The sequence below is a fragment of the Streptosporangium sp. NPDC023825 genome, from assembly GCF_040639575.1.
Classification (GTDB): domain Bacteria; phylum Actinomycetota; class Actinomycetes; order Streptosporangiales; family Streptosporangiaceae; genus Streptosporangium.
In genome coordinates this window covers 1-25,283 of record NZ_JBFAAE010000006.1, presented here as the reverse complement: position 1 = coordinate 25,283, position 25,283 = coordinate 1, and the positions used below count along the sequence as shown (strand labels likewise).

Here is a 25,283-nt window from a genome sequence, read left to right as displayed (position 1 = left end):
CTGACGTCTGCTTGAGGGATACCTATGCGCCGCCGCAGCATGGCCGTACTGGCCGCAGTGCCTCTGATGTTCGCCGCAGCATGTGGCTCCGGCGGAGGCGTGGCCACCGGCGCCTCCAGTCCCGCCAGCAGCAGCGGGGTCACCGAGCTGCAGGTGACAGGGCAGGCCGGTGCCAAGCCGACCGTCGCCTTCCCGTCCAAGGTCGTCGAGACCTCCTCCTTCAAGGTGCTCACCCCCGGCACCACCGGCGAAGCCGCCAAGCTCGGCACCAGCGTGATCGCCAACTTCACCGTCTTCACCTGGGACGGCAAGGAGAACAAGATCGCCGGTTCGACCTACGACGAGGGCGGGCCGCAGGTCATCACGCTCAACGAGCAGGTCCCGGAGATCCTCCGCAAGGGCTTCGCCGAGACCAAGGGCGGCGGCAGGTTCATGTCGGTCGTCGCCAAGGACGCGCTCCCCGCCGAGCAGCAGGCGCAGGCCCCTCCGGGCCAGTCGCAGGTCTTCGTGGTCGACGTGGTGGGCGTCCCCCAGGCCAAGGCCGCCCAGGGCACCGCGACCGATCCCGGCGTCGACGGGATCAAGGTGGAGAACCCCGGTGGCGACGCCGCGCCGAAGCTCACCACCAAGACCAAGAAGAAGGCTCCCAAGGAGCTCGTCGCCAAGACCGTGATCAAGGGCACCGGTCCCGAGGTCAAGACCGGCCAGTCGATCCTGGTGCAGTACGCCGGGAAGATCTGGGGATCGGACGTCGAGTTCGACAGCAGCTGGTCCCGCGGCGCCCAGCCGATCATGTTCCCGATCGGCACCGGCAAGGTCATCAAGGGCTGGGACCAGGGTCTGGTCGGCGTCCCGGTCGGCAGCCGGGTCCTGCTGAGCGTCCCGCCGGACCTCGGTTACGGCAAGGCGGGCAGCGGCGAGAAGATCAAGGGCACCGACACCCTCGTCTTCCTGGTCGACGTGCTGGGCGCCTACTGATCCCACCCACCGACCCGGCGTTCCGTCCCCGGTGAGGCCCGCCGGGCCGTCGCCGGGGCGACCCGCCTCGTCCCGGAGCCCGGCCGTGCGCGCACGGCCGGGCTCCGTGCTTTCCCGGGCCGGACGCCCGGCCCCCGCGGGATCGTGCCGCCCGGGTCCCGCGCACGGGCCGAACGGCCCGCAGGGCCCCGTACGGGCCCCTGCGGGCGGGGGCGGGCGGGGGCGGGCGGGGGCAGGCCTCCGGGGACCGCGGCCTACAATCCGGGCTGTGAGCGGCGACGACCTTGACACGGTGGCGGTACTTCACGACCCGGTGCGCCGGGCCGTCTACGACTACGTGGCCTCCCGGGGCCAGGACGTGGGGCGCAACGAGGCGGCCGAGGCGGTGGGGGTCCAGCGGACCCTGGCCGCCTTCCACCTCGACCGGCTCGTCGAGGCGGGCCTGCTCGAGGCGGGGTTCCGGCGGCTGACGGAGCGGACGGGACCCGGCAGCGGCAGGCCGGCCAAGGTCTACCGCAGGGCGCCGGGGGAGTGGCAGGTCAGCGTGCCGGCCAGGGACTACCGCACCCTCGCCCTGGTGCTGGCCGAGGCGGTCGAGCTGCTCGGCGGGGACGAGCGGGCCGAGCAGGCCGCCCGGCGCGCGGGAGCCCGGTCCGCGGGGAAGGGCGAGGATCTCGCCGGGGTGCTGCGGCGGCGCGGATACGAGCCGTACGAGGAGGACGGCCGGGTGCGGCTGCGCAACTGCCCGTTCCACGTGCCGGCCGAGGAGCACCCGCTGCTGGTCTGCTCGGTGAACCTGGAGCTGTGCCGCGGGCTGCTCGACGCGCTCGGCCAGGACGCCTCGACGGCCAGCCTGGACCCGCGCCCCGGGGAGTGCTGCGTCGCCTTTTCTAAAAATAATGAAGATTGACATAGAAGGATCGGGGGTGATCTGCTGTGTCCATGCATCTGGCCCAGCTGAACATCGCCCACATGCGCGCGCCCAAGGACTCCCCGGAACTGGCCTCCTTCATGGCGGGCCTCGACCCCCTCAACCGGCTGGCCGAGGCCGATCCCGGCTTCGTGTGGCGGCTCAAGGGGGGAGACGGCCCCGAGGACGTGGTCGAGCACGAGTACGGAGACCACCTGCTGATCAACTTCTCCGTGTGGAGGTCACGCGACGCGCTGTGGGACTACGTCTACCGCAGCGGCCACCTGGCGTTCCTGCAGCGGCGCAGGGAGTGGTTCCTGCGCGTCGCGGAGCCGTACTCGGTGATGTGGTGGATCCCCGAGGGGCACGAGCCGACGCTCGCCGAGGGGATGGAGCGCCTGGAGCGGCTGAAGGCCGAGGGCCCCACGCCCGAGGCCTTCACCTTCAAGAAGTTCTACGACAGCAGCGAGGCCGCGTGGCGCCCGGCCGCGGCCGAGGCCAGGAAGTAGGCCAGGTCCTCCTCCAGGCCCCGGCCCATCGTCGACAGCCGCACCGGAGAGCCCCGCAGCGCCTCGTGCAGCCCGTCCACCGGCACCTCGACCAGCTCGTGCCGCGCGGCGAGCGGGCGCGACTGCTCGGCCACCCGCCTGCCGAAGTCGCCGGGCAGCACGGGCACGGCGACCTGGGCCGGGGCGAGCGCCACCCGGCCGTAGGCGGTCAGCGAGTGGTGGGAGACCCCGATGTGGCGCTCGCGCAGGTCGCCCTCGCTGACCCGCAGCGCCGCGACCGGGCGGCCCCCCAGGACGGCGGCCGCGTTGACCGCCTCGCCGGCAGAGACGCCGGAGAACCCCCAGCGGGTGCCGCTGCCCAGGTTGCCCGGCCCCTGGGTGACGATCGCGACGTCGGCCTCCAGGACGTGCCTGGCCGCCAGCAGGCCGGTGTGCGGGGTCACCGCCTCCACGTCGCCGCCGAAGGCCTGGCCCGCCGTGACGACCCCGCACAGCCAGCCGGTCTCCCGCAGCCGCGCGCACGACATGGAGAACCAGGCGGGCAGCGCGCCCCCGTCGAGCATCACGTAGGCGACCCTGACGGGCTTTCCGCGCTCCCGGCCCTCAGGTCCGCCCGCGGATTTCCCGGACCCGGGCGGGTTGGCGCCGTACAGGCCGCAGAGGATCGCGGGCAGGGCCGAGTGCAGGTCAGCGACGATCACCGGCATGCCGTCCACGGAGTCGGCGTCGCGCAGGACCTCGTGGAAGGGCGAGTCCTGCTCGTCCGCGCCGAGGACGGTGGCCTGCAACGGGGTGTAGCGTGCCTTCACCAGATGTCCGGGGCCTTGAGGATCTTGCGGTAAACGGTCGGGAACAGCCACCACCATGGCGTAGCCTCCCGTACCGAGACCCATCGCGAGCGCGGTCGTGTTGAGCAGCACCACGTCACCGGGCTCCGGGCGTCCCACCAGGGCCGGGTAGGCGAGCGCGCGCGCCTCACCGTCCTCGGTGGTCACGTCGAGTTCCACCGCCCCCGGCCACTCGCGCCGGACCCGTACGACCTCGCCCCTGCGCCATCTGATCACGGGGGAAGGGTAGCGTCACTCGAATAGGGAGGAGGCCGGATGTCGCGCCGGAAGACCGAGCGGCTGCTCAATCTCGTGATCTGCCTGCTGGCCACGCGGCGGCCGCTCAGTGCCGAGCACATCCGCCAGGCGGTGCCGGGCTACGACGCCGACAACGACGAGGCCTTCCAGCGGATGTTCGAGCGGGACAAGAACGAGCTGCGGGAGATCGGCATCCCGATCGAGGTCCACAAGGACCCGTGGGAGGAGGATCCGGGCTACCGGATCGTCCGGTCGGCGTACGAGCTGCCGGAGATCACCCTGGAGCCCGACGAGGCCGCCGTGGTGGGCCTGGCGGCCCAGGTGTGGCAGCGGGCCAGCCTGGCCGAGGCGGCCAGCGGGGCGCTGCTGAAGCTGCGCGCCGGGGGCGTGCAGACCGACGAGGCCCACGGGGTGCTCGGCGGGGCCCTGGAGCTGCGCGTCGACACCCAGGACCCGTCCTTCCCCGCCCTGTGGGAGGCCGTGCGCGACCGGCGCGCGGTCCGGTTCGCCTACCGGGCGGCGGCCAGCCAGAACGTGCTGACCCGCACGGTGGAGCCGTGGGGCGTCGTCAGCCGCCGGGGCCGCTGGTACATGGTCGGCCACGACCGCGACCGGGACGCGCCGAGGGTCTTCCGGCTCAGCCGGATCAGCGGCACGGTCACCACCGTCGGCCGCCCCGGCGCCGTGGTGGTGCCCGAGGGCGTCGACATCAAGTCCATGGTCGGCTTCAGCGACGCCGCCGTCCGCGAGCGCACCGCCCTCATCCGGGTCAGGCGGGACACCTGCCAGGGGCTGCGCCAGGTGGCGAAGGAGGTGCGGCCCGCCGGCGACGGCTGGGACGAGCTGGACGTCGACTTCACCGACGCCGGCCGGCTGGCCGGATGGATCGTGGGCTTCGCCGACGACGCCGAGGTGGTCGGCCCGCCGGACGCCCGCGACGCGGTCATCTGCCGCCTGAAGGGAGCACTCGCGTGAGCACGGCCGATCGCCTGCCCAGGCTGCTGGCACTGGTGCCCTACCTCATGTCGCACCCCGGGGCCCAGGTTCCCGAGGTCGCGAAGATCTTCGGGCTGAGCGAGAAGCAGCTCATCGACGACCTGCAGCTGGTGTGGATGTGCGGGCTGCCCGGCCACACCCCCGGCGACCTGATCGACGTGTCGTGGGACGGCGGCGAGATCGTCATCGACAACGCCGAGACCATCGCCCGCCCGCTGCGGCTGGGCGTGGACGAGGCCAGCGCCCTGCTGGTCGCGCTGCGCCTGCTCGCCGAGATGCCGGAGTTCGGGGAGCGCGACGCGCTGGCCCGGGTCATCGCCAAGTTCGAGCAGGCCTCGGGCGAGGGCGCCGCGGCGGTCAGCAGCCAGGTCGCGGTGGAGGTCGACGCCGCGCCCGACGCGCTGCCCGTCGTCAACGAGGCGCTGCGCAGCGGCAGGCGGCTGTCGCTGCGCTACTACGTGCCGGGACGCGACGAGATCACCCCGCGCGAGGTCGACCCGATGCGCCTGGTCGTCGTGGACGGCCGCCCCTACCTGTCGGGCTGGTGCTACCGGGCCGAGGCGGTCCGGCTGTTCCGGCTGGACCGGATGCTCTCCGTCGACGTGCTCGACGTGCCCGCCGACCCGCCGGAGGACGCCGTGGCCGACGAGGTGACGCCCGGGGTGTTCCGGCCCTCGCCGACCGACGAGCTGGTGGAGCTGGAGCTGACCGCCGCGGGCCGCTGGGTCGCCGAGTACTACCCGTGCGAGCGGGTCACCGAGCTCGGCGAGGGCCGCGTCCGGGTGGCCCTGCGGGCCAGGGACCAGGGCTGGCTGGTACGCCTGGCGCTGCGCCTGGGCGACACCGGCAGGGTGGTCTCGCCCGCCTCGCTGGACGCGAGCGTCCGGGCCGCGGCCACCGCCGCGCTGAATCGTTACGAGTCGGTTTCCTGACGTGTTCGCCGACGTACGGAGCCGGAGCCTCCCGACATGAGCTGGATCATCGCCGCGGTATCGCTGACCTTCGCCGGGCTCGCCGTCCTGGCCTTCCTCGCCGTCCGCGTGCTGCGCGCGGCCGCCGAGCTGGGCCGCGAGGTCGACCGCACGCAGGGGAGACTGGAACCCGTTCGCGTCCTGTTCGGCGAGCGTACGGCAGCTGTACGGGGACAAAGGGATGAGTCTGTCCCCGAGGGAGCGTACGATCGGGACCAGAGACCGCACGTCGCCCGGCGTAAGGATGTGTAATGCCCAACCTCGGACCCACTGAGCTGATCATCATCGGCCTGATCCTGGTGCTGCTCTTCGGCGCCAAGAAGCTGCCGGAAGCCGCCCGCGGGCTCGGCCGGTCGCTGCGCATCTTCAAGTCGGAGACCGCCAAGCTCCGCGACGAGGACGAGCCGCAGACCACGACCGCCACGGTCGTCCAGGCGCAGCCCCAGCCCCCGGCCCCGGCACCGCAGCCGATCCCGGCCGCGACCCAGGCCCCGGCCCCCGCGCCGAGCGCCGAGGAGCAGGCCCGCCAGCTTGAGGAGCAGGCCGCCCGGCTGCGCGCCCAGGCCGGAGCGCCCAAGTCGCAGTGATCGGCGGTAGCCTGAAGATCTACCCCGATCATCCGACTCGTCACCCCAGGATTCGCGAATGGCGCTGCTGAAGTGGCCTAAATCTGGCCGGAACGGGGCGGCACCACCGCCCGCCGACTCGGCCGACGGCCGCATGCCGCTCATGGAGCACCTGCGCGAGCTGCGCAACCGGCTGGTCATCGTCCTTCTGGCGATGGTCGCGGGGATCATCGTAGGGTTCATCTTCTTCCAGCCGATCTGGAACTTCATCACCGAGCCCTACTGCCAGCTGCCCGTCTCGCAGATCCTGCGGAAGGGCGAGTGCACGTTCGCCATCCGCGGTGTCTTCGACGCGTTCCTGGTCAACCTGAAGGTCGCGGCGATGTTCGCGATGGTGGTCTCCTCGCCGGTGTGGCTGTACCAGATCTGGGGTTTCGTGACCCCGGGCCTCTACAGCAACGAGAAGCGCTACTCGATCTCGTTCCTCGCCCTGGCGATCCCGCTGTTCCTGGCGGGTGCGGCGCTGGCCTACTTCATCATGGACACCGGCCTGGCGCTCCTGCTCGGCTTCGCGCCGAACAACGCGGTGCCGCTGCTGGAGATGGACGAGTACCTCAGCTACGCGCTGGTCATGATCATCATCTTCGGCGTCTCCTTCGAGCTGCCGCTGCTGATGGTGTTCCTGAACGTCATCGGTGTCCTGTCGCACGCCACCGTGGCCAAGCACCGCCGCATGGTGATCTTCATCATGTTCCTCTTCGCCGCCCTGGCCACGCCGAGTACCGACCCGTTCTCGATGATCGCCCTGGCCGTCCCGATGGTGGTGCTGTTCGCGCTGGCCGAAGGGGTCATGTACCTGCGTGACAAGAGACAGCCCAAGGGTGAGGACTTCTCCCACCTGTCCGACGACGAGGCCTCCTCGCTCGACGACGACGCCTCGCCCCTGGGCGACGTGGCCCCCGTCGGCGACCCGGCTCCTATCGATTCGAGAACGACCGACACCGATCCCGGCAAATAGGGGATAAGTTCCGGTCTGTGCCCGCAGAGATCGCAGTCCTCGTCAACCCCGCCGCCCGCGGCGGCCGTTCACGGGGACTGCTCTCCCCGGTGCTCGACCGCCTGAGGCAGGGCGGGCGCGAGGTCTCGGTGATCCTCGGAGACTCCGCCTCCGACGCCCTGGAACGCGCCTGTACGGCCGTGGCCGAGCAGCCGGAGGCACTGGTGGCCTTCGGCGGCGACGGCCTGGTCCACCTCGCGGTCCAGGCGGTCGCGGGCAGCGGCGTGCCGCTGGGCGTCATCCCGGTGGGCACGGGCAACGACATCGCCGCCGCGCTCGGCATCCCCCTGAAGGCCCCGCTGGCCGCCGCCGACGCCGTGCTGCGCGGGCGGGTGCGCACGGTCGACGCCGCGAAGGTGGGCGAGGACGAGTGGTTCGCCGGAGTGCTGGCCTGCGGCTTCGACTCCCGGGTCAACGAGCGGGCCAACACGATGGCCTGGCCGCCCGGCATGGCCAGATACCTGGTCGCCCTCGCCGAGGAGCTGCGCTCCTTCCGGCCCATCCCGTTCAGGATCGACCTGGACGGCGAGGTCGTCGAGCGTGAGGCGATGCTGGTCGCGGTCGGCAACACCTCCTCCTACGGCGCCGGCATGCGCGTGTGCCCCGGCGCCGTCCCCGACGACGGCCTGCTGGACGTGACGATCCTCGGCGCCATCCCCAAGGGGGAGTTCCTGCGCACCTTCCCCCGCGTCTACCGGGGCTCCCACGGCGCCCACCCCGCCGTCACCATGCGCCGCGCCCGCCGGGTGACCCTGGAGGCGCCGGGAGTGATCGCCTACGCCGACGGCGAGCGGGTCGGTCCCACCCCGCTGACGTGTGAGATCGTCCCCGGCGCGCTGGCGGTCCTCGTCTAGGGCCGCCCGGCGTCCGCCGGCGCCGCCCGGGCCCGCCCGGCAGGCCGGAACCCGGCGGAAAGGGGGGACGGACCGGAATCCCGATATCGGTAGGCTGGACGCATGACGACCCCAGCGGAACGATACGCTGCCTTCCGTCAGAGCCAGGCCGAGAGCGGGCCGGCGCTGACCTCGTTCCGCGGTCTGTACGACTTCGAGCTGGACGAGTTCCAGCTCGACGCCTGCCGGGCGCTGGAGGCGGGCGACGGGGTCCTCGTGGCGGCCCCCACCGGCTCGGGAAAGACCGTCGTGGGCGAGTTCGCGGTGCACGTGGCCCTGCAGGAGGGCCGCAAGTGCTTCTACACCACCCCGATCAAGGCGCTGTCCAACCAGAAGTACAACGACCTCGTCAAGCGGTACGGCACCGACAAGGTGGGCCTGCTCACCGGTGACAACAGCGTCAACGGGGAGGCCCCGATCGTCGTCATGACGACCGAGGTGCTGCGCAACATGCTCTACGCAGGGTCCCCCACCCTGGCGGGGCTCGGCTTCGTCGTCATGGACGAGGTCCACTACCTCGCCGACCGGTTCCGCGGCGCGGTCTGGGAAGAAGTGATCATCCACCTGCCCGAGTCGGTGCGCCTGGTCGCCCTGTCGGCCACGGTCAGCAACGCCGAGGAGTTCGGCGAGTGGATGGGCGAGGTCCGCGGCGACACCAGCGTCATCGTCGACGAGCACCGCCCGGTCCCGCTCTGGCAGCACATGCTCGTCGGCAGCCGCATCTACGACCTGTTCGTCACCGGCGACGAGGACCGGCGCCCCCAGATCAACCCCAACCTCCTGCGCATCGCCAGGGACGAGGAGCGCCAGGCGTTCGGCAGGGGGCGCCGCGGTTACTCGCGGCCCCGCAGGAACGGCCCGCCGGACCGGGCCGCGGCCATCGAGCGCCTGGACGCCGACGCCCTGCTGCCCGCGATCACCTTCATCTTCTCCAGGGCCGGCTGCGACGCCGCCGTCATGCAGTGCCTGCACGACGGCATCCGGCTCACCACCGACGCCGAGCGCCACGAGATCCGGCAGATCGTCGACGAGCGCACCGCGCACCTGCCCGACGAGGACCTGGGCGTGCTCGGCTACCTGGAGTGGCGAGACGCCCTGGAGCGCGGCCTGGCCGCCCACCACGCGGGCATGCTGCCGGCCTTCAAGGAGGTCGTCGAGGAGCTGTTCACCCGGGGCCTGGTCAAGGCCGTGTTCGCCACCGAGACCCTCGCGCTGGGCATCAACATGCCCGCCCGTTCGGTGGTGATCGAGAAACTCGACAAGTGGAACGGCGAGACCCACGCCGACCTCACGCCCGGCGAGTACACCCAGCTCACCGGGCGGGCCGGGCGCCGCGGCATCGACGTGGAGGGCCACGCGGTCGTCCACTGGCAGCCGGGCACCGACCCGCTCCAGGTCGCCGGCCTGGCCAGCACCCGCACCTACCCGCTGCGCTCCAGCTTCCGCCCCTCGTACAACATGGCGGTCAACCTGGTCGGCCAGGTGGGCAGGGAGCGGGCCAGGACCCTCCTGGAGTCCTCGTTCGCGCAGTTCCAGGCCGACCGGGCCGTGGTCGGCATCGCCAAGCAGGTGCGCCGCGCCGAGGAGGCCCTGGGGGGCTACCGCCAGGCGATGACCTGCCACCTGGGCGACTTCGAGGAGTACGCCGCGATGCGCAGGGCCCTGTCCGACCGGGAGGCCGAGCTGTCGCGCCAGCGCGGCGCGGCCCGCAGGACGCAGGCGCTGCGCTCGCTGGAGGCGCTGAAGCCCGGCGACATCATCAGGGTTCCCGGCGGGCGCCGCGCGGGGCTCGCCGTCGTCCTGGACCCCGGCCTCAACTCCCGGGGCGAGGGCCCGTCCCCGCTGGTGCTGACCATCGGCAAGCAGGTCAAGAAGCTGTCGCCGGCCGACTTCCCCGTCCCGGTGGAGCCGGTCGAGCACCTGCGCATCCCGAAGAACTTCAACGCCCGCTCGCCCAAGGAGCGGGCCAACCTGGTCTCCTCCGTGCACGCCAAGATCGGCGACCGTGACTTCGGCAAGCCCGTCAGGGCGCGCGACCACGCCGCGGAGGACGACGAGATCATCCGCCTGCGCCGGGAGATCCGGCAGCACCCCTGCCACGGGTGCGACGAGCGCGAGGACCACGCCCGCTGGGCCGAGCGCTACTACAAGCTGCTCCGCGAGACCGAGGGGCTGCGCCGCCGGGTCGAGGGCCGCTCCCACGTCATCGCCCGCACCTTCGACAAGGTCTGCGGGGTGCTCGACCAGCTCGGCTACCTCGACGGCGAGAGCGTCACCGCCGAGGGCCGCCGCCTGGCCCAGCTCTACACCGAGCTGGACCTGCTGACCGCCGAGTGCCTGCGCGCGGGACTGTGGAACGACCTGGACCCGGCCGAGCTGGCCGCGTGCGTGTCGTCACTGGTCTTCGAGTCGCGGCAGGCCGACGACGCCCGCCAGCCCAGGATCCCCGCCGGAGCGGCCCAGAAGGCGCTGGCGGACATGGTCCGCCTGTGGGGGGAGCTGGAGTCGATCGAGGGCGACCACGGCCTGTCGTTCATCAGGGAGCCCGACTTCGGGTTCGCCTGGGCGGCCTTCCGCTGGGCCAAGGGCCACACCCTGGACGCCGTGCTCCGCGACGGCGTCGCCGGTTCGGAGCTGGCCGCCGGAGACTTCGTCCGCTGGACCAAGCAGCTGCTCGACCTCCTCGGCCAGATCTCCGACGCGGCCCCGGCGGGGAGCAAGGTCAAGCAGACCGCGGGCAAGGCGATGGACTCCCTGCGGCGCGGGGTGGTGGCCTACTCGTCCCTCACCTGAGTCCCGGTCCCCGGCGTCCCGGTCCCCGGCCGGGCCGCCTTCGGTCCCGGCCGGGCGGTCCGCCGGGCCTCGCCGGGTGCGGCGGGGCCGGACAGGACTCTGCGAGAGGACTCCGCGAGGGGGCTCAGGCCAGGCTGAAGCGGACCTCGCGGGTGGTCGGGTCGGCGCGCGTCAGCCGCACGCGTACGGTCTCTCCCAGCGGGAGCCCCTCGCCGTCGCAGCGGGCCACCACCGCCGGGTCGGTGACCTGAACCTGGCCCCACGGCCGGTCCTCGGCCACGTCGATCACCACGGCCTCGAACGTCTGGCCCACCCGCTCGCGCAGGACGAAGGCCTCCACCAGGTCCACGCACGCCCGCTCGACGCCGCCCGCGCGCCGCCCGGTGGCGTGCATGATCTCCGGCAGCTCGCCCATGGCCCGCTGGACGTCCTGCGGCACCGGCTCGCCCGCCGCGATGGCCAGGCAGATCTCCGTGGCGTAGCGGTCGATGAGGCGGCGCAGCGGGGCGGTCACGTGCGCGTACGGCGCGCCCACGGCGGCGTGCTCCGCCTGCGCGGGCGGCTCGCCGTTGAAGGCGACGTATCCGGCGCCGCGCAGCAGCACCGTCGACTCCTGCAGGAACGCGGCCTGCTCGGGGATCTTCGGGTCGAGGGAGTGCACGACGTCGCCGTACCCGGCGCCCTCGGGCCAGGGCACGCCGAGAGCGGCGGCCACCCGGCGCACCTGGGCGATCCTCTCCGCCGGGGCGGGCGGCAGCACCCGCAGCAGGCCGATCTCGGCGTCCAGCATCATGGAGGCGGCGGCCATGCCGGTCAGCAGCGAGATCTGCGCGTTCCACGCCTCGGCGTCCAGGGGGGCGCGCAGCTCCACCCGGTAGCCGTCACCGTCGGAGACGACCTCCTGGTCGGGGGTGGGGAGCGTCACGCCGCCCCGGGCCCGCTCCTGGGCGAGCCTGAGCCGGCCGATCTCGGCCAGCAGCCGCAGCGTGCCGTCGGCGGTGCCGGTGTCGACGGCGGCCTGCGCGTAGTCGTAGTCGAGCCGCTCGCGGCTGCGGACCAGCGCCCTGGTCACGTCCGCGCCCACGATCAGGCCCTCGGCGTCCAGGTCGACGCACCACAGCGCGGCGGGCCGCGTCACGCCGGGCAGCAGGCTCGCGGCGCCCTCGGACAGGACGGGCGGATGCAGCGGCACGCGCCCGTCGGGCATGTAGACCGTCTCGCCGCGGGTGCGCGCCTCGGCGTCGATCGCGCCGCCGGGCCTGACGAACGCCCCGACGTCGGCGATGGCGTACCAGACGCGGTAGCCGCCCGGCCGCTCCTCCAGGTGCACGGCCTGGTCGAGGTCCATCGCCCCCGGGGGGTCGATGGTGATCAGCGGCAGATCGGTCCGGTCGAGCCGGGGCAGGGCGGGCACCTCGGCGACCCACTCGGCCTCGTCGACCACCGCCCGGGGGAAACCCTCGGGCAGCTTCATCTCACGACGAATCCGCTCGAAACCGTCGTCGAGCCGCGGATGGGACTCTCCGGGCACCCGGATGCTCTTGTGAGGCACAGGGAGCAACCTACCGGCTCGCGGCGGGCCGCCCCACCGGCCGGCCGGGGCGACGGTGACCGGCGCGGCCGGGAGCCAGGTCAGGGCCGGAACGCGGGGGACGAAGACGGGGAGGCCGGTCGAACGGCGGTAAGACCAGGCCGGGCGGACGGTGGGACCGGGCGGGCGGGGTCAGAGTGCCGAGGTCAGGCGCTCCAGCGGGCTGGAGAGGCCGTAACGCTCGCTCAGCGCGGCGAGGGCCTCCGGGTCCCTGGGCTTGGCGGGAAGCGCGATGCCGACCTCGGGAAGGGGCGCGTCGCGGGCGACCTGGACCACGCCTGGGGCCACCCGCAGGTAGTCGCGGGCCGCCGACAGCTTGGCGCGCTGCCCGGCGGTGAGATCATCGGCTCCCTCACCCCCGTCGACGGCGCGCAGCAGCGCCTCCAGCGAGCCGAACCGGGTGATCAGGGCCGCCGCGGTCTTGTCGCCCACCCCCGGCACGCCCGGCAGCCCGTCGCTGGGGTCGCCGCGCAGGGTGGCGAAGTCGGCGTAGGAGCGGCCGGGGACGCCGTACTTCTCGGCGACGGCGGCCTCGTCGACCAGCTGGAGGTTCTTGACCCCCCGCGCGGTGTAGAGGACCCGGACCGGCCGGGAGTCGTCGACGAGCTGGAACAGGTCCCGGTCGCCGGTGACGATGTCGACCTGGCCGCTCGCGCGTGCGGTGAACGTGCCCATCACGTCGTCGGCCTCGTAGCCGGGCACGCCGACCCGGGCGATGCCCACCGCGTCGAGCACCCGCTCGATCACCGGCACCTGCGGGGCGAGCGTGTCGGGGGTCTCCTCGGCGCCGCCCTCGACGACCCGGTGGGTCTTGTACGTCGGGATGGCCGCCACCCGGAAGGCCGGGCGCCAGTCGGCGTCCATGCAGGCGACGAGCTCGGCGGGGGAGTGCCGCCGGACCAGCATGGCGATCATGTCGATGACGCCGCGCACCGCGTTGACGGGCATCCCGTCGGGCGCGGTCATCGACTCGGGGATGCCGTAGAAAGCGCGGTAGTACAGCGAGGGGGTGTCGAGAAGCATCAGGCCGGGCATGGCGACCATTTAACCAATCAGGTTGATCAGCCGAGCACCCCGATCGCCAGGACGCAGGTGTCGTCCTCGGGATTGGGGCCGCCGATCACCTCGATGAGCCGGTCGAGCCCGTCGTCCAGATCGCCTCTCAGCAGGGCCGCGGCCTCCATGGTCAGCGCCAGGCCCTCGTCGATGTCGCGGGTGCGCCGCTCCACCAGCCCGTCGGTGAACAGCAGCAGGAGGTCACCCTCCCGCAGCTCGACCCCGGCCAGCTCGTACGGCTCGTCGGGAGTGGCGCCCAGCAGCACCCCGGCGGGCGGGTCGAGCTGGGTGGCCGTGCCCTCGCGGACCAGGATCGGCGCAGGGTGTCCCGCCTGCCCCCAGGTGAACGTCCTCGTGGCCGGGTCGAGGTGGCCGACGACCGCGGTCGCCGTCGTCTCGGGCATCCGGTGCAGCACGAGGTCGTTGAGCCAGGCCAGCAGCCTGTCGGGGGAGTGGCCGGTCATCGCGAGGCCGATCAGGGCGTGGCGCAGCTGGGCCATCTGGGAGATCGCGGCCATCCCGTGCCCGGACACGTCGCCGATGGCGAGCAGCACCCTGCCGTCGGACAGGGGGACGGCGTCGTACCAGTCGCCGCCCAGGCCGGGCTTGACCCCCGCCGCCACGTAGCGGACCGCGATGCGCGCGTGCGGCAGGTCGATGGTGTCGCCGAGGCCCGGCATGATCGCCTCGCGCAGCGCCACGCTCATGTCGTGCTCCTCCGCGGCCTGCTCGCGGACCCGCAGCAGCGTGCTGCGCGACTCCGACATGATCCGTTCGGCGCGGCGGCGGCAGGTGATGTCCTGCACGACGCCGTGCACGGCGGGCTGCCCGCCTTTCACGACGGGGTCGAACGCGGCGCGCAGGTGCCGGAGCTCCCCGTGCCGGCGGATGCGGAACTCGATCTCCCCGGCCTGGGTCCGGTGCACGACGGACCACAGCAGCCGGTCGAGGTCGGGCCGGTCGGCCGCCTCGACGTGACCGGGCAGGTCGCGCAGGTGGATCGGGCCGTCGCCGGGGGCGCGGCCGAATATGGTGTACGCCTGGTCGGACCAGGTGGACTCTCCGGTCTGGAGATCCCACTCGGTCCAGCCCATCTCGCCCATGCGCTCCGCGTGCGCCAGGCGTGCGGTGAGGAGTTGTCGCTCCACGGCCATGTGCCCGTCCGGCTCACCGCGCGACCGCTGCACCATCTCAACGGCGGTCGACGGGGCCGAACCGGTCACCTGGTCGTTTCGTGGGTGGAGGGGTGGCTGGTGGCCGCCCACTACGCCGACCATGTAGCTCGCTCTCGAAATGTGTGGCTTTACGGATATTTTGCCAACAAAATGTGATCGTACTTCAACAGATTGTAGTGGCGGAGTCGCCTTCGTGCCTTCCTTTCCCTGACTTTCGGTTTCCGGGACGGGCCCGGATGCATCGTCGTTCCACCCGGGATTAGATTGGTCGCCGTGACGACGGAGCCCTCTGACCTCTATCCCGTGACCCGCCTGGCCGCCGCCCGCGAGGCGGCCGCCGCCGCCGGGCTCGACGCGCTGCTGCTCACCCCCGGTCCCGACCTTCGCTACGTGACCGGTTACGAGGCGCTGCCGCTGGAACGGCTCACCTGCCTGGTGCTTCCGGTCAGGGGCGAGGCGTTCCTGATGGTGCCCCGCCTGGAGCTGCCCGCGGCCGAGCACTCCCCGGCGTCGCGGCTCGGCGTCGAATTCGTCCCCTGGGACGAGACCGACGACCCGTACGCGGTCGTGGGCAAACGCCTGGGCGCGGTCCGCAGGGTCGGCCTCGCCGACCGGATGTGGGCGATGCAGTCGCTGCGCCTGCGCGACGCGATCCCCGGCGCGGAGCAGGTGCTCGCCGGGACCGTCCTGCGCGGGCTGCGGATGCGCAAGAGCCCGGCCGAGGTGGCGGCGCTGCGCGCGGCGGGCGCCGCGATCGACGCCGTCCACGCCCAGGTGCCCGGTTTCCTGCGGGCCGGCAGGACCGAGCGGGAGATCGGCAGGGACATCGCCGAGGCGATCATCGCGGCCGGCCACTCCACCGTCGACTTCGTCATCGTCGGCTCCGGGCCCAACGGCGCCAGCCCGCACCACGAGCTGTCGGACCGCGTCGTCCGGGAGCGCGAGCCGATCGTGGTCGACATCGGGGGCCAGATGCCCGACGGCTACTGCTCCGACTCCACGCGCGTCTACGCCGTCGGCGAGCCCCCGGCCGGCTTCCTGAAGTACTACGAGGTACTCAGGCGGGCCCAGCAGGCCGCCTGCGACGCCGTGGCCCCAGGGGTGACGTGCGAGGCGGTCGACGCCGCCGCGCGCGACGTGATCGCCGCCGAGGGCTACGGCGACTACTTCATCCACCGCACCGGCCACGGCATCGGCCTGGAGACCCACGAGGAGCCCTACATCGTCGCGGGCAACACCGAGCCGCTGGCGCCCGGCTTCGCCTTCTCCGTCGAGCCGGGGATCTACCTGCCGGGGGCCCACGGCGCCCGCATCGAGGACATCCTCGTCTGCACCGACGACGGCGGCGAGCGGGTCAACCACCGCCCGCGCGAGCTGGTGGTCGTCTAGCCGCTCCCGGACGGCCGCGTGCGCTCGCGGTTCGCCCGGTGGCGGGCCGGATCGTGCGCGCCGCTCCCGTGCCCCGTACTAGGTACGGGGCACGGTCGCGTGGCCGAGATCGCGCGGCGGGTGCCAGAATCGGGGTGGCCGGTGATCCCGGCCGCCCTCTCGCCGTCCGCGCCAGGACCTCGCGGTCAGGACTCCGCGCCGGGACCCGGAGCAAGCGGGCGCGACCCCTCCCCGCGAACCCTGGGGCGGGTCTCCACGCTGGAAGGACTCAGATGACCGTTGAGCGCGTTCTGCCGACCGGCGACGCCCATGACCTCCTGGACCTGGTCCGCGACCTGATCGGCAAGGAGGTCGCGCCCCGGGCCGCGGCCGACGAGTCCGCCGGGCGCTTCCCCCGGGAGGTGTTCACCACGCTCGGCCGCGCGGGGCTGCTCGGCCTGCCCTACCCCGAGGAGCACGGCGGGGCGGCGCAGCCGTACGAGGTCTACCTGCAGGTGATCGAGGAGCTCGCGGCCGGCTGGCTGGCCGTCGGTCTCGGCCTGTCGGTCCACACGCTGTCGTGCTTCCCGGTGGCCGCCTACGGCACCGCCGAGCAGCGCGCCGCGCTGCTGCCCGAGATGCTGGGCGGCGAGCTGCTGGGCGCCTACTGCCTGTCGGAGCCGCAGTCGGGGTCCGACGCCGCCGCGCTGACGACCAGGGCGGTTCCCGAGGACGGCGGCTCCGCCGGCTCCACCGGCTACACGGTCGACGGGGTGAAGGCCTGGATCACCCACGGCGGCGCCGCCGACTTCTACACGCTGATGGCCCGCACCTCGGCCGACGGCGCGCGCGGCGTCTCCTGTTTCCACGTGCCCGCCGGGACGGAGGGGCTGTCGTTCGGCGCGCCCGAGCGGAAGATGGGGATGAAGGCCTCGCCGACCGCCCAGGTCCGCTTCGACGGGGTGCGGCTGCCGCCCGAGGCCCTGCTGGGCTCGGAGGGCGAGGGCTTCCGGATCGCGATGGCCGCCCTGGACGGCGGCAGGCTCGGCATCGCCGCCTGCGCGGTGGGCGTGGCCCAGGCGGCCTTCGAGACCGCCACCGCGTACGCCGCCGAGCGCCGCCAGTTCGGCTCGCGGATCATCGACTTCCAGGGCGTCGGCTTCATGCTCGCCGACATGGCCACCCAGATCGCCGCCGCCCGCGCCCTCTACCTGGACGCCGCCCGGCTGCGCGACGCGGGCCGGCCGTACGGCACGCGGGCCGCGATGGCGAAGCTCTTCGCCACCGACGTGTGCATGAAGGTCACCACCGACGCGGTCCAGGTCCTGGGCGGCTACGGGTACGTGGAGGACTTCCCGGTCGAGCGCCTCATGCGGGAGGCCAAGGTCCTGCAGATCGTCGAGGGCACCAACCAGGTCCAGCGCCTGGTGATCGGCCGCGCCCTGGCCAAGGACGCGGAGAAGGCCGGGCGGTGACCCCCGCGACGCCCACGGCGTCGGCGCGCGGGTGACCCGCCGGGTGGTTCCGGCGGCGGCGGTCCGGGCCGTGGGAGGGCGTCGCCTCCCGGCCCGGACGCCGGTCCGGGGTCCGGGTACGCCGGGTCAGAGCCCGTACTCCTCCAGCAGCCGCAGCCAGATCTCGCTGACCGTGGGGAAGGACGGCACGGCGTGCCAGAGCCGGTCGAGGGGCACCTCGCCGACGACGGCGATCGTCGCGGAGTGCAGCATCTCGCCCACGGCGGGGCCGGCGAAGGTCACCCCGAGCAGGACGCGGCGCCGCTCGTCCACGACGGCCTTGGCCCTGCCCCGGTAGCCGTCGCCCTGCAGGTAGGCTCCCGACACCCTGGCCAGGTCGTACTCGACCACGCGGACGTCGAACCCCTCGGCGCGGGCCTCCGCCTCGGTCCGGCCGACCGAGCACACCTGCGGGTCGGTGAAGACCACCTGCGGCGCTCCGTACGCGTCCGCCATGTCGCGCGTGCCCGGCAGGTCGTCGGGCTCGCCCTTGGCGCGCGCCGCGATGACGTCGCCGCACACCCGCGCCTGGTACTTGCCCATGTGGGTGAGCAGGGCGCGGCCGTTGACGTCGCCCACCGCGTACAGCCAGCCGCCGGAGACGCCGGTGGCGCGCATGCTGTCGTCGACCTCCACCGTGCTCCCGGCCTCCAGGCCGACGGTCTCCAGGCCGACGTCGCCGGTCGCCGGATGCCTGCCGGTGGCCACCAGCAGCTCGTCGGCCTCCAGCGGCGGGCCCTCGGACAGGTGGACCGTCACCGGGCCGCCGGGCGCCGGCCGCTCGACCCTCGTCACCCGGACGCCCGTGCGCACCGTGATGCCCGCCTCGGCGAACGAGGCGGCCACCAGCTCCCCGGCGAACGGCTCCATCCTGCCGAGCAGCCCGCCGCGCGCCAGCACGGTCGTCTCCCGGGCGCCGAGCCCGTGCATGGCCTGGGCCATCTCGCAGCCCACCACGCCGCCGCCCAGCACGACCAGCCGTCCGGGCACGCTCTTCGCCGCCGTCACCTCGTGGCTCGTCCACGGCGACGCCTCCGCCAGGCCGGGGACCGGCGGGAGGGCCGCGACGCTGCCGGTGGCCAGCACGACCGCCCGGCGGGCGGTCAGCGTGCGGACCGAGCCGTCCTTTGCGGTCACCACGACCCGCCCGGGGCCGTCCAGCCGCCCGTGCCCGCGGACGAACTCCGCGGGCACGCTTCTGATCCACTCGACCTGGCCGCCGTCGTCGAAGTGGGACACCGCCTCGTCGCGCCGGGCGAGCACGGCGGAGGTGTCGATGGGGCCAGGCGTCAGGCCGGGCACCCGGGCGACCTCGGCGGTCAGCTCCACCGGGCGCAGCAGCGCCTTGCTGGGGATGCACGCCCAGTAGGAACACTCGCCGCCGGCCAGTTCCCTCTCCACGATCGCGGCGGTCAGGCCTCCCCTGACCGCGCGGTCGGCGACGTTCTCGCCCGCGGGCCCCGCGCCCACCACCACCACGTCGAACTCGTCCGACACGACTTACCTCCCACAGAGAACCGGCCATCGGCCGCGCGCCGCCCCCGGCGACGCCGGTCGTACCAGCTTCGCACCCTCCGGCCGGGGCCGTGGACGGGCCCCTGGTCTCGACGGGTTCGAGCCGGGGTCGCCGGTGGCCGCCCGTGGGGTGCTCGCCGGGCACGGCCCGTCGGGACCGGGCGTTCGGCGTGCGCTACGGGCCGGTGACGGTGCCGGAGCTCCACGCCCAGGCGGCGATGCCGACCCGGTTGGCCACCGCGAGCTTGCGCTGGACGTTGGCGACGTGGGTCTTCACCGTGCCGGAGCCGATGAACAGCTCGGTGGCGATCTCGGCGTTGGTACGGCCGCGGGCGACCAGACGGGCGATCTCGAGCTCTCGCTCCGTCAGCGGCTCGGCGAGCGCGGGTGGCGCGGCAGGCGCCCGGAGGTGGGCCAGCAGGCGGACGGTGACCTGCGGGCTGATCAGCGTGTCACCGGCCATGGCCGCCCGGACGGCCTCGACGAGCAGGGCGGGGCCCGACCGCTTGAGCAGGAAGCCGCAGGCGCCGTTGCGCAGCGCGGTGTGCACGTACTCGTCGAGGTCGAAGGTCGTCACGACGATCACCCGGGTCTGCCCGGCCAGCAACCGGGTGGCCTCGAGCCCGTCGAGCTTCGGCATGCGGATGTCGGCGAGCACCACGTCGGGCCGCAGACACCGGGTCAGGCCGACGGCGCTGTGGCCGTCGGCGGCCTCTCCCACCACGGTCATGTCGGGCTGGGAGCCGAGGATGAGCCGGAAGCCGATCCGCACGTCCTCCTGGTCGTCGGCGATCAGGATCCGGGTGGTCATGTCCGCCCTCCTCGACCGGCGGCCGGACGTCTCGCGCCTGTTCCGGCGTGCCGGAGCCGCCGTGGCGGGTGTGCGGGCACGAGCGCCTCGACCCGCCAGCCGCCCGGCTCGGGTCCGGCCGACAGCGAGCCGCCGAGCAGCTCGACCCGCTCGGTGAGCCCGGCCAGGCCGAAGCCTCCACGGCGGGCCGCTTCCGAGTGGCCGCCGCCGTCGTCGTCGACGCGCACGCGGACCGACTCTCCCACCCGGGTGACGGTGATCGCGACGGAGGTCGCCGCGGGGGCGTGGCGGCGCACGTTGGTGAGCGCCTCCGTCGCGACCCGGTAGACGGTGGCGGAGGTCTCCGGGGAGAGCCGCCGCCCCAGCCGGGGATCGACCGACAGGTCCACCCGCACCGAAGGGGAGTAGCCGGCGGCGAGTCGCGCCAGGCCGTCCACCCCGGGCAGCGGTCCCGCCGCGTCCGGTCCGGCCTCGTCGGCTTCGTGGAGCATCCGGACGGTCCGGTCCATGGCGGCCAGGGCCCGCAGGCCCGCCTCCTCGATACGCCGCAGCGCGTCGGCCACCTGCGGCGGGACCGCCCCCGGCGCGATCCTGGCGGCCTGCGCCCGCACGAGCATCCCGCTCACGTCGTGGGCGACGAAGTCGTGCAGGTCGCGGGCGAGCGCGAGCCGCTGCGCCCGCCTGGCCTCGGCCACCGCGCGGCGCCGGCCGCCGTCCAGCATGCGCAGGTAGAGGCCGGTCCCCGCCGCCGCGACCGCGAAGAGGGACCAGCTCGCGCAGGCCACGACGGTGAACGTGACGTCGCCGGGCCAGAGCGTGCGCACGAGCATCAGCGCGACCGCGCCCCCCGCGAGCCCGGCCGAGGCGACGGCCCGGGAGGCCGGCGCGCGCCTGGCGGTCATGAGCGTCAGCATGAGCAGGGGCGGTACCTCGGCCAGCGCCCAGGCGATGGTGCCGCCGTGCCGTCCGGCCAGCGGATACGTGATGGTGATCGCGATCGAGATCGCCCCGGCCGCCGCGGCGGGCCACGCGGGCGGCACGCGCGGCACGAACGCCGTGATCATCGTGGCGAGTGCCACGAACGCGGCGACCTTGTCCATGGATCGACCCTACGGGGATACCCGGCCGCGGCGGATCCCCCGAAAGGAAGACGCGGCACGACTCCCGCCGGGCGAGATCCGCCGAACGGCGGATGGGCGCGGCGCCGCGCGTCGCCCGACGCTTGAGCCATGGAAACGACCACAGACGGAACGACCACGGAAGACCGGAAGGCGACCCCCCGATGGGCCCGCTGGGCGGCGTACGCGGCGAGCGCGTGGTCGCTGGTCTACGGCGGCCTCGGACTTCACTGGGCACGGGGCGGCGCGGGTTTCCCCTTCGGCGAGGGCGACATCCCCGACGCCAGGGCGGAGTCGTTGCTGGGCGGCGCGACGGCCTCGGGAACCGCGCCGGTCATCGCGGCGGCCGGGTTCGCGGGCGCGGCGCTCGCGCTGGTCATGGCCCGGGTACGGTTGCGCGGCCCGGCCCGCGTCGCGGTGCTCGCGATGGCCTGGTCCCTCGCGGTGACGCTCGTCGCCCTCGTCCCCGACGCCCGAATCATGATCGCGGTCGGGTACGCCCCGATCGTTCTGGCCGGGCTGCCGTTCGGCTGGCCGGACGTCGACTACGTCGAGGTCGCGCTGCCCTGGCCGGTGCTGAACCTGATCATCTGCCTGGCCGTAGGGCTGCTGTGGGCGGGCGCGGCACTGGCCTTCCAGCGGCGCACCGGCGATTCCTGCGGCGGCTGCGGCCGTTCCGCGCGCGGGAGCGCCGGCTGGACGACACCCGTCTCGGCGGCCGGATGGGGGCGCTGGGCGGCCTACACGGCCTTCGCCGTCCCGCTCTTCTACGCCGTGGTCCGCTGGGCGTGGGTGCTGAACATCCCGCTGCTGTTCCCGGAGGAGGGACTGCGCCGGCTGCACGAATCGGGCCTGGTGTGGGCGGGAGCGGGGCTGGCGACGTTCGCGGCGGCCGGCGGTGTGCTCACGCTCGGGCTGGTGCACCGCTGGGGTGAGATCTGGCCCCGCTGGGTGATCGGACTGGCGGGCAGGCGCGTCCCGCCCGCCCTTCCGGTCGCGCTCGCCTCGGTGGTCACGGCCGTCCTGCTGTCGGCGGGCGCGCAGGTGGTGCGCGGCACGGACTGGACCGACCCGGTCGCCTGGCTGAGCAGCCCGATGGCGTACTGGCCGATCTGGGCCGTGGCCCTCGGCCTGGCGACACTGGCGTACCACCTGCGCAGGCGGGGCCGGTGCCGCTACTGCGGGCTGGTCTGACCGGCTCCGACAGGGGCGCGGCCGGAACGCGGAGGAAGCGGGCCGTGGGCCGAGCCGGCAGCCGGTCGGCGGCGGTCGCGGCGTCGTCGTTCAGGAACGCGCGGAGGCGTTCAGGAGTGTCAGGAGTACGCAGGCGTTCAGGAGTGCGCGGAGGCGTTCAGGAGTGCGCGGAAGTATGCGGAGCGCCCACAGCCGTACCGGGCCGGCGTCACGGGACCGGCGCGACGGCGCCGCAGGGCTCGCGTGCCTGCGACGAGGACGACGGAGGCGCGGCGGCGGGTGGCCGGCGCGAGAGCAGGTATCCCGCCAGCGCGGTGAGCAGGCCGGCCAGGCCGGCCGCCGCGAAGCCGCCCGCCGGCACGGACGCGTCGATCGCCACTCCCACGACCGGGGAGCCGAGCGCGAACCCCGCGCTCGCCGCCGAGGACTGCAGGCCGGTCGCCTCACCTCGCGCACCGGCCGGCGCCAGCTGGCTCACCGCGTCGGAGACCGTGGACAGGGTCGGCGCGGTGAGCAGCCCGGCGGCGACGACGGCCACACACAGCCAGGGCCAGTCACGGGCGAGCCCGGCCGGAATCGTCACCAGCCCGAGCAGGCCGAGCAGCAGCCAGGTGGGCATCGGCCGGGGCAGCGCTCCGTACACCAGGCCGCCCACGACGGACGTCACCCCGAACACGGCGACGACCACGGCCGCCCACGAGACCTGACCGGCCTCCCGGAGGGTGGCGACGATGGCCAGGTCGACGCCGCTGAGCAGCATCGCGACGCCGAAGCCCATCGTCAGGACGGCGACCATGCGCGTTCCCAGCCACTCCCGGCGCCGGGGCCGGCCCGCCGCCTCGCCGCCCGCCTCGTCCCCGGCCCGCATCGGCGGGTCGAGCAGGGCGATCCCCGCTCCGCCGGCGACGATCGCGGCGCCCACTCCCCATGCCACCACGCCGGGGGACACCGCCGTCGCGCCCAGGATCACCACCGCCGGTCCCACGATGTACGACAGCTCGCCCACCACCGCCTCCAGCGCGAAGGCCGCCCGCCGCTGCCCCGCCGCCGTCATCGCGGCGATCGCCTGCCTGGTGACCGACTGGACCGGCACCATCAGCAGGCCGGCGGCGAAGGAGGCGCCCAGCAGGATCACGTACGGCAGCACGGGCACGGTCAGCCAGAACACGAGCTGCGACGCGATCGTGGACAGCAGCACGGTGCGCAGGCCCCGCCGGTCGATCATCCGGCCCAGCAGCGGCCCGCCCAGCGCTACCCCGGCGGTGAGCGCCGCCACCACGCCTCCCGCCGCCGCGTAGCTCATGCCGAGGGCGATGACGACGTACATCGTCAACGCCATCGCGTCCGCCGTGATCGCGGCACGGGCGAGCAGCGAGACGCCCAGCAGCGGCGTCATCCCCGGCACCGCGAGCACCTGTCGAAATCCGATCACCGTTTTGACGCTAGGTCACCAGGGGTGCCATAGGAAGTCGTCAATTCGTTGGGCCAGGCATAATGAACGCTTATGGCACGTGATCTCGACACCGCGCTGCTGCGGTCGTTCGTCACCGCCGTGCGAGCGGGCAGCATCAGCCGTGCGGCGGCGGCGCTCGGCCGTACCCAGCCCGCGCTCAGCCAGCAGTTGCGCAAGCTCGAGAGGGCCGTCGGCAGCCCGCTGCTGCACCGGGCGCCGTCCGGCGTCTCGCCGACCCGGGCGGGCGAGGAGCTGCTGCCCTACGCCGAGCGCATTCTCGCGCTGTCGGCACAGGCACTCGCCGAAACAGGACGCGCGCTCACCGGGCACTGCGGGGTGGGACTCCTCGAAGATCTCGCCGCCTCCCGCCTTTCCCAGGCACTCGCCGACCTCGCGCGGCTGCACCCCGGCGCGACGCTGGAGGTGCTCAGCCTTTCCGGCGCGGAGATGCGGGAGGCCTACGACACGGGCCGTGTCCAGCTCGTGCTCGACGAGGTCCCGGACCTTCCCTGGCCGCCGCGCTGGACGGTGCGCCTGCCGCTGGTCTGGGCGGTCGGGCAGGGAGTCGCCGTCGACGCCGATCCGCTGCCGGTGGTGCTGTTCTCGAACGCGTGCGCCTGGCGGACGTCGGTGCTGGAAGCGATGGAGGGCACGGGGCGGCGCTGGCGGGTGGCGTTCGAGAGCAACAGCCTCGCCGGGGTGCTCGCCGCGCTACGGGCCGGGCTCGGAGTCGCGGCGCTCCTGCCCGCCAACCTCGAGCCGGCCATGGCCTGCCACGACGAGGCCGCGTTGCCCGCTCTGCCGGACGTCGAACTCGGCCTCGCCCGCCACCCCGGCACCGAGGGCGACGCGCTCGTCGACGCCGTGGAGACCGCCCTGCGGCGGATGATCTGAGCGGCGCGCGGCCCGCTAGTGTCCTGCGTCTAAAGTTCGTCTGCTAAGTCTAGAATGGGCTGCATGGCGCGGATGGGACGGCCCAAGACTCCGGTGACGCTTTCCGCTGATGAGCGGGCCACGTTGGAACGCTGGGCCCGGCGTGCGAAGTCCTCGCAAGTCCTGGCGATGCGGTCGAAGATCGTGCTGGCGTGTGCGGATGGTCTGGACAACATCGAGATCGCCGCCGCCCTGCGGATTCACCGTGACACGGTCTCCAAATGGCGGCGGCGGTTCGTCCGGCTCCGGCTGGAGGGGCTGATGGACGAACAACGCCCCGGCCGTCCGCCCTCGGTCACCTTGGATCAGGTCGAGCAGGTGGTGGTGACGACCTTGGAGCAGGTGCCGAAGAACGCCACCCACTGGTCGAGGACCTCGATGGCCGCCCGCAGCGGCCTGTCGAAGTCCACGATCGGGCGGATCTGGCGCGACTTCGGTCTCAAGCCCCACCAGGCCGGCACCTTCAAGTTGTCGACCGATCCGCTGTTCGTGGAGAAGGTCGTCGATGTCGTGGGGCTGTATCACAACCCGCCCGAGCGGGCCGTGGTGTTGTGCGTGGACGAGAAGTCCCAGATCCAGGCCCTGGACCGTTCACAGCCGGTGTTGCCGATGATGCCGGGCATGCCCGAGCGGCGCACCCATGACTACGTCCGCAACGGGATCACCAGTCTGTTCGCCGCCTTCAACGTCGCCGACGGCACTGTCATCGGTGAACTGCACCGCCAGCACCGCGCCGCCGAGTTCAAGAAGTTCCTGATCACGATCGACAAGAGTGTCCCCGCGGACCTGGACGTCCA

23 protein-coding genes are annotated in these 25,283 nt (G+C 73.4%); 15 read left to right on the top strand and 8 right to left on the bottom strand.

Annotated elements, in window-relative coordinates; all coding sequences use genetic code 11:
- The first annotated feature begins 24 nt into the window (after positions 1-24).
- The 3 genes from AB0G15_RS07625 (at position 25) to AB0G15_RS07615 (ending at position 2,397) form a co-directional block, all read left to right on the top strand.
- Positions 25-978: an FKBP-type peptidyl-prolyl cis-trans isomerase gene (locus AB0G15_RS07625; RefSeq protein WP_362836401.1), complete on the top strand. Its 954-nt coding sequence runs from the start codon at positions 25-27 to the stop codon at positions 976-978.
- A 268-nt stretch (positions 979-1,246) separates the two neighbouring features.
- Positions 1,247-1,888 carry a transcriptional regulator gene (locus tag AB0G15_RS07620; RefSeq protein WP_362836399.1) on the top strand — a complete coding sequence of 214 codons (642 nt, stop codon included), beginning with the start codon at positions 1,247-1,249 and terminating at the stop codon, positions 1,886-1,888.
- 32 nt (positions 1,889-1,920) lie between these two features.
- Positions 1,921-2,397 (top strand): DUF3291 domain-containing protein, encoded by a 477-nt coding sequence (locus AB0G15_RS07615; RefSeq protein ID WP_362836728.1) that lies wholly within the window; start codon positions 1,921-1,923, stop codon positions 2,395-2,397.
- On the opposite strand, the gene AB0G15_RS07610 is transcribed toward AB0G15_RS07615, so the two are convergent.
- Entirely contained in the window at positions 2,343-3,461 is a 1,119-nt protein-coding gene (locus tag AB0G15_RS07610) for a DUF3866 family protein (protein ID WP_362836397.1), read from the bottom strand. The two genes, AB0G15_RS07615 and AB0G15_RS07610, sit on opposite strands and share 55 nt — an antisense overlap.
- 39 nt (positions 3,462-3,500) lie before the next feature.
- Here AB0G15_RS07610 and AB0G15_RS07605 point away from each other — a divergent pair, with 39 nt between their 5' ends.
- The 7 genes from AB0G15_RS07605 (at position 3,501) to AB0G15_RS07575 (ending at position 10,758) form a co-directional block, all read left to right on the top strand.
- The gene (locus AB0G15_RS07605; RefSeq protein WP_362836395.1) at positions 3,501-4,457 is read left to right on the top strand and encodes a WYL domain-containing protein; all 957 of its coding nucleotides are present in this window, start codon (positions 3,501-3,503) and stop codon (positions 4,455-4,457) included.
- Complete coding sequence (locus AB0G15_RS07600; RefSeq protein ID WP_362836393.1) at positions 4,454-5,410, top strand: WYL domain-containing protein; 957 nt, start codon at positions 4,454-4,456, stop codon at positions 5,408-5,410. Before AB0G15_RS07605 ends, AB0G15_RS07600 begins: the two co-directional genes overlap by 4 nt.
- Before the next feature lie 36 nt (positions 5,411-5,446).
- Complete coding sequence (locus AB0G15_RS07595) at positions 5,447-5,701, top strand: hypothetical protein (protein WP_362836390.1); 255 nt, start codon at positions 5,447-5,449, stop codon at positions 5,699-5,701.
- Positions 5,701-6,036, top strand: a complete 336-nt coding sequence (tatA, locus tag AB0G15_RS07590; RefSeq protein WP_362686162.1) for a Sec-independent protein translocase subunit TatA — start codon at positions 5,701-5,703, stop codon at positions 6,034-6,036. The genes AB0G15_RS07595 and tatA overlap by 1 nt, the downstream gene beginning before the upstream one ends.
- 58 nt (positions 6,037-6,094) lie before the next feature.
- Complete coding sequence (gene tatC, locus AB0G15_RS07585; protein WP_362836388.1) at positions 6,095-7,033, top strand: twin-arginine translocase subunit TatC; 939 nt, start codon at positions 6,095-6,097, stop codon at positions 7,031-7,033.
- Between the two features lie 17 nt (positions 7,034-7,050).
- The gene (locus AB0G15_RS07580) at positions 7,051-7,926 is read left to right on the top strand and encodes a YegS/Rv2252/BmrU family lipid kinase (RefSeq protein ID WP_362836386.1); all 876 of its coding nucleotides are present in this window, start codon (positions 7,051-7,053) and stop codon (positions 7,924-7,926) included.
- 102 nt (positions 7,927-8,028) lie between these two features.
- The gene (locus AB0G15_RS07575; protein WP_362836384.1) at positions 8,029-10,758 is read left to right on the top strand and encodes a DEAD/DEAH box helicase; all 2,730 of its coding nucleotides are present in this window, start codon (positions 8,029-8,031) and stop codon (positions 10,756-10,758) included.
- A 124-nt stretch (positions 10,759-10,882) separates the two neighbouring features.
- Here AB0G15_RS07575 and AB0G15_RS07570 read toward each other — a convergent pair whose 3' ends face one another.
- The 3 genes from AB0G15_RS07570 to AB0G15_RS07560 form a co-directional block, all read right to left on the bottom strand.
- Positions 10,883-12,310, bottom strand: a complete 1,428-nt coding sequence (locus AB0G15_RS07570) for an RNB domain-containing ribonuclease (RefSeq protein WP_362836382.1) — start codon at positions 12,308-12,310, stop codon at positions 10,883-10,885.
- 171 nt (positions 12,311-12,481) lie between these two features.
- Positions 12,482-13,384 (bottom strand): 5'-3' exonuclease H3TH domain-containing protein, encoded by a 903-nt coding sequence (locus AB0G15_RS07565; RefSeq protein WP_362836380.1) that lies wholly within the window; start codon positions 13,382-13,384, stop codon positions 12,482-12,484.
- A 26-nt stretch (positions 13,385-13,410) separates the two neighbouring features.
- Positions 13,411-14,595, bottom strand: a complete 1,185-nt coding sequence (locus tag AB0G15_RS07560; protein ID WP_362836378.1) for a SpoIIE family protein phosphatase — start codon at positions 14,593-14,595, stop codon at positions 13,411-13,413.
- 258 nt (positions 14,596-14,853) lie between these two features.
- On the opposite strand from AB0G15_RS07560, the gene AB0G15_RS07555 reads away from it, so the two are divergent.
- Positions 14,854-15,969, top strand: a complete 1,116-nt coding sequence (locus AB0G15_RS07555) for a Xaa-Pro peptidase family protein (protein ID WP_362836376.1) — start codon at positions 14,854-14,856, stop codon at positions 15,967-15,969.
- A 272-nt stretch (positions 15,970-16,241) separates the two neighbouring features.
- Entirely contained in the window at positions 16,242-17,423 is a 1,182-nt protein-coding gene (locus AB0G15_RS07550) for an acyl-CoA dehydrogenase family protein (RefSeq protein WP_362836374.1), read from the top strand.
- 126 nt (positions 17,424-17,549) lie between these two features.
- On the opposite strand, the gene AB0G15_RS07545 is transcribed toward AB0G15_RS07550, so the two are convergent.
- The 3 genes from AB0G15_RS07545 to AB0G15_RS07535 form a co-directional block, all read right to left on the bottom strand.
- Positions 17,550-18,959, bottom strand: coding sequence for an NAD(P)/FAD-dependent oxidoreductase (locus tag AB0G15_RS07545; protein WP_362836372.1), 1,410 nt, complete (start codon positions 18,957-18,959; stop codon positions 17,550-17,552).
- Positions 18,960-19,152: 193 nt separating this feature from the next.
- Complete coding sequence (locus tag AB0G15_RS07540) at positions 19,153-19,788, bottom strand: response regulator transcription factor (protein ID WP_362836370.1); 636 nt, start codon at positions 19,786-19,788, stop codon at positions 19,153-19,155.
- Positions 19,785-20,888, bottom strand: coding sequence for an ATP-binding protein (locus AB0G15_RS07535; RefSeq protein ID WP_362836368.1), 1,104 nt, complete (start codon positions 20,886-20,888; stop codon positions 19,785-19,787). Before AB0G15_RS07535 ends, AB0G15_RS07540 begins: the two co-directional genes overlap by 4 nt.
- A gap of 129 nt (positions 20,889-21,017) precedes the next feature.
- On the opposite strand from AB0G15_RS07535, the gene AB0G15_RS07530 reads away from it, so the two are divergent.
- Positions 21,018-22,100 (top strand): hypothetical protein, encoded by a 1,083-nt coding sequence (locus AB0G15_RS07530; RefSeq protein ID WP_362836366.1) that lies wholly within the window; start codon positions 21,018-21,020, stop codon positions 22,098-22,100.
- Positions 22,101-22,308: 208 nt separating this feature from the next.
- Here AB0G15_RS07530 and AB0G15_RS07525 read toward each other — a convergent pair whose 3' ends face one another.
- A complete protein-coding gene (locus AB0G15_RS07525; protein ID WP_362836364.1) occupies positions 22,309-23,532 on the bottom strand; it encodes an MFS transporter in 1,224 nt (407 codons plus the stop codon).
- 72 nt (positions 23,533-23,604) lie between these two features.
- On the opposite strand from AB0G15_RS07525, the gene AB0G15_RS07520 reads away from it, so the two are divergent.
- A complete protein-coding gene (locus tag AB0G15_RS07520) occupies positions 23,605-24,447 on the top strand; it encodes a LysR family transcriptional regulator (protein ID WP_362836362.1) in 843 nt (280 codons plus the stop codon).
- Between the two features lie 72 nt (positions 24,448-24,519).
- On the top strand, positions 24,520-25,283 hold a 764-nt coding region (locus AB0G15_RS07515), incomplete at its 3' end, for an IS630 family transposase (RefSeq protein WP_362836726.1).